A 6,336-nucleotide genomic window follows, 5' to 3' on the forward strand; every position below is an offset into this window, starting at 1 on the left:
CCCGCAGGGCGCCGCCAACCCGCTCGTCCCGACCGGCAGGTCCATCCCCCTCGGCTCGGTCCAGGCACCCGCGCCGAACGCCGAACTCCCGGAACTGCGGCTGCGGTTCACGCCGGGGAAGGGATTCGTGTACGGGCCGACGGACCTCATCGAGCGAGAGGGCGACTACACGTTGCCCCAGGAGCGGCTGTTCCTCAACCCGGACTCCGCCTGGGGCCGGTTCCTGGTCCAGGACCTGAGCGACGACCAACGCACCTTCCCCTCCGGACTCTTCGCGGGTGCCGAACGCTCGCTCCAGGCCAGCCAGGGAATGGTCGACGACGTGTGCGACGGCACGGTGACGGTGACCTTGCCCGGTGGCCTCACCGCCACGGCGCGGATCGTCGCCAGCCCGCCCGACTTCGCACCGGACCGGCGCCCCTTCCTCTCGCTGGCGGACGGGCTGACGGACCGTGTCGCCCGCGCCGAGGTCCGCGACCCCGGCTACGTCGCCGACAAGCCCCGGACAGCGCTGGAGATGCGCGACCTGTTCGAGCGGATCCTGGAGACGATGGGGAACATGAACGTGGACGTGCAGAACGCGCGCGTCCTGTTCGAGAACGGCGCCGTCGCGTGGCCCGTACCCGAACGCCTCTCCGGTGCCCTGCTCGAGCTGACCGACCACGGCCGCCGACGTCACCGCCGGTACGTGGCGCTGGAGGTGCTGGAGGACGTCCTGCGCGAGCAGCCGGACCTCATCGCGCGACGGATCCGGCCACCCGCCGAGGACATCACCCCCAGCTACACCGACGGCCGGATGCCCATCGGCATGCGCGGGGCCGACGGCGGTCCGGTGCACCTGAGCCGCCGGCAATACGACCTGCTGACCGCCTGGGCGCGGAGCCTGCGCGAGGAGACGGAGCCGGGCACGTGACCGTTCTCCTCCAGATCGGCCGACGGCCGCCCGGCCGGCCCCCGGTCCCGCCTCCGGCCGGCCCGCCGCGTCCGCCCGGCCCGGGAGACCAGCTGAGGGTCTTCCGCAGCGCGCACGGCGCCCATCTGTTCGTCGCCGACGGCAGCCGCGTCTACGACCTGCCCGAGCCCGTCGCGGCCCGGGTGGAACGGTGGACCGCGGCGCCGGAGGGCTCCCTCGCCGACCTGGCAGGCGAGCTGGACCTGCCGCTGTGGGGCGACCCGCGGATCGACGGCACCCCGGCCGTCCCGCCCCCGCTGTCCTCGATCTCCCTCAACGTGATGCAGGCCTGCAACCTCAGCTGCGGCCACTGCTACGCGGACGAGGGCCGGTTCGGAGGAGCCGCCCGGTCGATGCCCCGGGCCACCGCGTACGCGGCGGTGGACCGGCTGCTGGCCGAGGCCGCTCCCGGCTCGGACGTCGTCGTGGGCTTCATGGGCGGTGAGCCGCTGCTCGCCCGCGACCTGGTGCACGAGGTGGTCCGGTACGCCGTCCGGGCGGGGGCCGCCACCAGCCACCGGATCCGCTTCGCGCTCACCACCAACCTGACGACCGTACGGCCCGACGACGCGGCGCTGTTCGCGGAGCACCCGTTCACCGTGACGGTCAGCCTGGACGGCGACCGGGCCGGCCACGACGCCCTGCGCAAGGCGCCCGGCGGAGCCAGCGCGTACGACCGGCTGCGGGCCGGGCTCGACACGCTCGCCCGCCACGGCCGCCCCCGCCACCTCTCCGCGCGCGTCAGCGTCACCCCGTACACCGGCCGGCTCCTGGACGTCCTGGAGCACGGCATCGCGCTGGGCTTCGACGAGGTCGGTTTCGGGGCGGTGGTCAGCGCCCCCGACCCCGCGTACGAGATCACCGCCGAGGCCTTCGCGGGCTTCCTCGAGCAGATGACCGCATGCGGTGAGCGGGCCCTCGCGGAGCTGTCGGCCGGCCGGCCCTACCCCTTCGGCAACTTCCAGACCGCCATGGAGCAGCTGCACCGGGGCGCCCACCGCCCCTACCCCTGCGGGGCCGGCGCGGGCTATCTCAGCGCCTCCGCGGAAGGGGACCTCTACGCCTGCCACCGGCTGGTCGACGACCCCGCCTTCGCCATGGGCTCGCTCGCCGCCGGACCCGACACCGCGGCCCGGCAGCGGCACCTGGCCGAACGCCACGTGGACCGGCAGGAGCCCTGCCGGTCCTGCTGGGCCCGCTACCTGTGCGGCGGCGGCTGCTACCACGAGGTCAGCCGACGGGGCCGGCCCGGCTGCGACTACATCCGCGGCTGGCTGGCCTTCTGCCTGCGCGCCTACGTCGAACTCGGCCAGGCCGCACCCGAGTTCTTCCAGCAGGGGTCCGCGGCGGCCCCGCTCACGAGCAGTGCCAGCACCGTCTGAAGGCCCGAAGGAGCCCGTCCATGCCCGACCTGCCGACTCCCACCGGGAAGATCTTCCCCCGCAACCTCACCGCCCGGGCCGACCACGTCGTACGCGGCAACCCCTCCAACACCCGCCCGGAGAGCGGGGTCGACAACTGCTTCCCCGGACTGGAGTTCGACCAGCGCAACCTGGACAAGGCCTTCTTTCCCGGGCTGCTGGTCGACTTCCACCGCGAGGACGACGGCTCTCGTGTGCTCGCGGTGACCGGGGGCGTGGCCGAGCAACAGGGGCTCACCACCGCGGACATGACCTCCGACTCCGTATTCATCGGCGCGATCTGCGGGCGGACCAGGGTGGACCAGATCGAGGCGGACCTCGAACCGGTCGACTGCCGCGGGCGTCTCGGCCCCGACGTCATGCGGCCGGTCCGAGACCTGCTGCCGGGGCGGATCGCCGTCCTGCTGCTCGCACGCGATCCCGGTGTGTCCGTGCCCGGCCCGGCCCTCGTCGGCAACTTGAACAGCCTGCGCCTGCAGAACCAGAGCCTGGTCCGGCGGGCAGCCGACGGCCGGCTGCTGTTCGCCGTCCTGGTAGGCGACCGCGCCCGCTATCTGGACGAAAACGGTGTGATCGATCCCGAGGCCTACCAACCGGGAGACCTGACCCGCAGCCTGTGCGCGCCCTGGCAGTACGACTTCCGCGACTGCGGCTGTTTCTACTGGGCCGCGTCGAAGCCGGACGTGACCAGCAACGCCGACGGCACCGTCCCGAAGATGAACTTCCTGCGCGCGGACCGCGCAGCCGTGCCCGACGACGACACGGAAGGGGCGCGGCGGCCGAAGGAGTTCGGCTACGTGCGGATCATCAACGAGTGGAGCGTCCTGCCCGCGGTCCTCAACGACCGCGAGGACGACACCCTCGGCAACCCGGCGGCGCCCGAGATCCCGGAGCTCACCCGCCCGCAGGTGATCAAGGAGCTGAAGCGGCTGGCGACCGTCGAACACGCCCTGTGCGTGGAGTACCTCTACGCGCACTACTCGCTGGCCGCGCCCCTGGCCCGGCCGGACGACCCCCAGTCGCTGACCGGGCGGATCCACGCTGCGGCCAACGAGGTGTTCTCCGTCGCCGTCGACGAGATGCGGCACCTGCGCTGGGTGAACGAGGCCCTCGGCACGCTCGGCGAGCCCCCGGTCATCGGCCGGGCCGCCGTCATCGAACGGGACGGTCCGCACCCCTTCGAGCTGCGCCCTCTCACGCCCGAGCAGCTCCAGTGGTTCATCGACGTGGAGGCCCCGAGCCAACAGGTCGGCACGGGCGTCGACGGCATGTACGTGAAGCTGCACGAGACCCTGCGGCGCCGGCCCGACCTCTTCCCCGAGAGCGAGCGGCTGGCCCACCTGATCAAGCTCATCATCGACGAGGGCGGGGACCACTTCCGCCGCTTCACCGCCGTCAAGGACCACCTCGCCGGGCTCCAGCCGCAGCAGTACCTGCGGACACTCGGGCCGAGCACCGGAACCGAGCTGGTGACGCGGATGCTCGAACTCAGCGACCAGTACTACGCCGTCCTGCTCGGCGCCCTGCGCACCACCTTCGCCCTCGGGGACAAGGCCGGCGGCGTGCTCATCGAGGGCTCGCGGAAGACCATGACCAACCTGCACGAGATCAACCACGCCCTCGCCGCCCACGGGGTCGCCCCGCCCTTCACCCTGCCCGTCGCCTTCGCGGCCCCGGTCGAGGGGGCGCCGCCACTGCCCGCGGCCCTCGCCGACGGACAGGCCACCCGGGCGGCCGCCGTCGCCGCCATCGAGGCCCTGCGCGGCATCCGCACCCTCGGCGACCAGACCATCCGCAGGATGGCGGTCAGCCATCAGCGGGAGACCGAAGCCCTGCTGGCCGTGCTGGACCTCCAGGGATGAGCGGTGCCGGGCGGGCGGCCGCCGCGCCGTCCGGCCCCGTCCAGATCGACGGGGGCGGACTGGCCGAGCTGACCTGCGCCCGGCTGCTCGTCGGGCGCGGGCACCGGGTCCGGCTGCCGCCGCCCGGGCCGGGCATGGCAGGCGAGCGGCCTCTGCTGCTCACCGGGCCGGCCCTGGAACTGCTGGGCTCCCTGTGGGGTCCGGGACTCCTCGACGGCGCCTGGGAGGTGACGCACCGGCAGGTGCGCTGGGGCGACGGGCCGCCGACCCGGTTCGCACAGCCCGCCCGGGTGGTGGACGGGGCCGACGTGGCCGTCCGCATGCGGGAACGGCTGGCGGAGCACGGCGTGGACGCACGACGGGCGGATCTGCCGGCGGGCCCGCCCGGCTGGGTGGTGACCGCCCGCGCGGACCGGCCGCCGCGCCTGTCGACGGGCCGCGACGCGGCGGCGCGTGGGGAACGCCCCGGGCCACCCGCCGGGCCCCCCGTCCCGTCGCCCGTCAAGGCACCCGTGCCGTCGCGCGCGCTGTCGTCCGCCCCGTCGTCGCCCGAACGGGCTTCCGGACGCCGCCGGTTGCTGGCCGGGACGGCTCCGCTCCACCCCGGTGCCGACGAGCGCACCGCCGTCCTCGGCACCGCCGGAACGGGCTGGGCGCACCTCACCCCGCTGGGGCACGGCGCCGCACTCGTGCAGGCCATGGTGCCCGGTCCGGCCGGGGATCCCGTCGCCCTGCTGGCCCGCCTGGCCGCCGAGACCGGCCTCGGTGCGCTCCTGCGCCACCCGCCCCGGTCCGCCGCCGCCATCCCGGCCGCCCCGCTCCTGCATCCGGCTCCCGCGACGCCACCCGCCGGGGACGCCCCGGGCCGGCTGCTCGTGGGGGCCGGAGCCATCCGCTACGACCCCCTCAGCGGCACCGGAACCGCGCAGGCCCTGCGTACCGCCATCCTCGCCGCCGCCGTCATCGACGCGGCCGCGCGGGGAACCGCCGCGCCCCGCGCCCTGTGCGCCCACTACACCGCCCGGCTGCGCGCCGCCTACGCCGAACACCAGCGCAGCTGCGTCCGGTTGTACGGGAGCGCCTTCACCGGGCTCGCGTGGTCCGACGAACTCGACGCCGCCCGGGCACTCGCCGCGCCGGGGCGGCCGTGACGCCCGTCCTGCCCGGGTCCGTACAAGCGGCGTTCCGTCGTGAACGCCTTCGACATCACCTTCGACGGCCGACTCTCCGCAGCACGTCGTTAACCCCAACCGCCCTCGATACACCGTTTCGACTGACAGCCCCCCACCTGCAAGGTCAGTAGCATGTGGGGATGGAGATCCGAGTGGGCCAGGTGGTGGTCCACTACGTGGAGCACGGGACCGGTCGCCCCGTGCTGGTACTCCACGGCGCCGGCGTCGACCACCGCGAGGCGGAGGCTTGCTTCGAGCCGGCTTTCGACTGCGCTGCCGGGCTGCGGCGGATCTATCCCGACTTCCCCGGAATGGGCCGGACAACCGCTCCTGAAGCGCTGCGCAGCGCCGACGACGTCCTCGACACACTGCTCGACTTCGCCGACGAGGTCACGGGCGGTACAGCGCACCTTCTCCTCGGTCACTCGGCGGGCGCGTACTACGCGCAGGCCATGGCCGCGAGGCGCCCGGCGCAGGTCGCCGGTCTGGCGCTCGTCTGTCCGCTGTTGCCAGGAGTACGCGACGTCCCGAAGCACCGCGTCCTCGCCGGATCAGGTGAGATCGGCGACGACGTGTTCCGAAGCTACTTCGTGATCCAAACCCCGGAGATGCTCGAACGGTACGAACGTTACGTCGCCCCGGCCGCCGCGCTCGTCGACCAGTCAGCGCTCGAGCGGATCGGCGAACGATGGGCGCTCACCCGCGATCCCGCGCCGCCATACGCGGGTCCGACGGTCGTAGTGGCGGGGCGGCTGGACTCGACAGTCGGGTATGCCGCCGCTACCGACCTCGTCGGCCACTACCCGCACGCCTCGCTCGCCGTGATCGACGACGCGGGACACGCCCTCCCCCACGAGCAGCCGGAACTCCTGCGCGCCCTCCTCACCGAGTGGCTCGGGGGGGGGGGGGGCGCGGGGGGGGTGGGGAGA

General features: G+C 73.9%; 5 protein-coding genes. All 5 read left to right on the forward strand.

Annotated elements, in window-relative coordinates; all coding sequences use genetic code 11:
* Nucleotides 1-913 (forward strand): hypothetical protein (locus ACFV0Q_RS30670; RefSeq protein WP_385009625.1); only part of this gene is annotated, 913 nt, incomplete at its 5' end.
* Nucleotides 910-2,334: a radical SAM protein gene (locus tag ACFV0Q_RS30675; RefSeq protein ID WP_385009627.1), complete on the forward strand. Its 1,425-nt coding sequence runs from the start codon at nucleotides 910-912 to the stop codon at nucleotides 2,332-2,334. The genes ACFV0Q_RS30670 and ACFV0Q_RS30675, both read left to right, overlap by 4 nt.
* A 20-nt stretch (nucleotides 2,335-2,354) precedes the next feature.
* Complete coding sequence (locus ACFV0Q_RS30680; RefSeq protein WP_385009629.1) at nucleotides 2,355-4,235, forward strand: ferritin-like domain-containing protein; 1,881 nt, start codon at nucleotides 2,355-2,357, stop codon at nucleotides 4,233-4,235.
* A complete protein-coding gene (locus ACFV0Q_RS30685) occupies nucleotides 4,232-5,386 on the forward strand; it encodes a hypothetical protein (protein ID WP_385009631.1) in 1,155 nt (384 codons plus the stop codon). The genes ACFV0Q_RS30680 and ACFV0Q_RS30685 overlap by 4 nt, the downstream gene beginning before the upstream one ends.
* Before the next feature lie 161 nt (nucleotides 5,387-5,547).
* The coding region (locus ACFV0Q_RS30690; RefSeq protein WP_385009632.1) for an alpha/beta fold hydrolase at nucleotides 5,548-6,336 on the forward strand (789 nt) is incomplete at its 3' end.

Origin of the sequence: Streptomyces sp. NPDC059564 (assembly GCF_042735575.1) — a bacterium.
Taxonomy (GTDB): Bacteria; Actinomycetota; Actinomycetes; order Streptomycetales; family Streptomycetaceae; genus Streptomyces.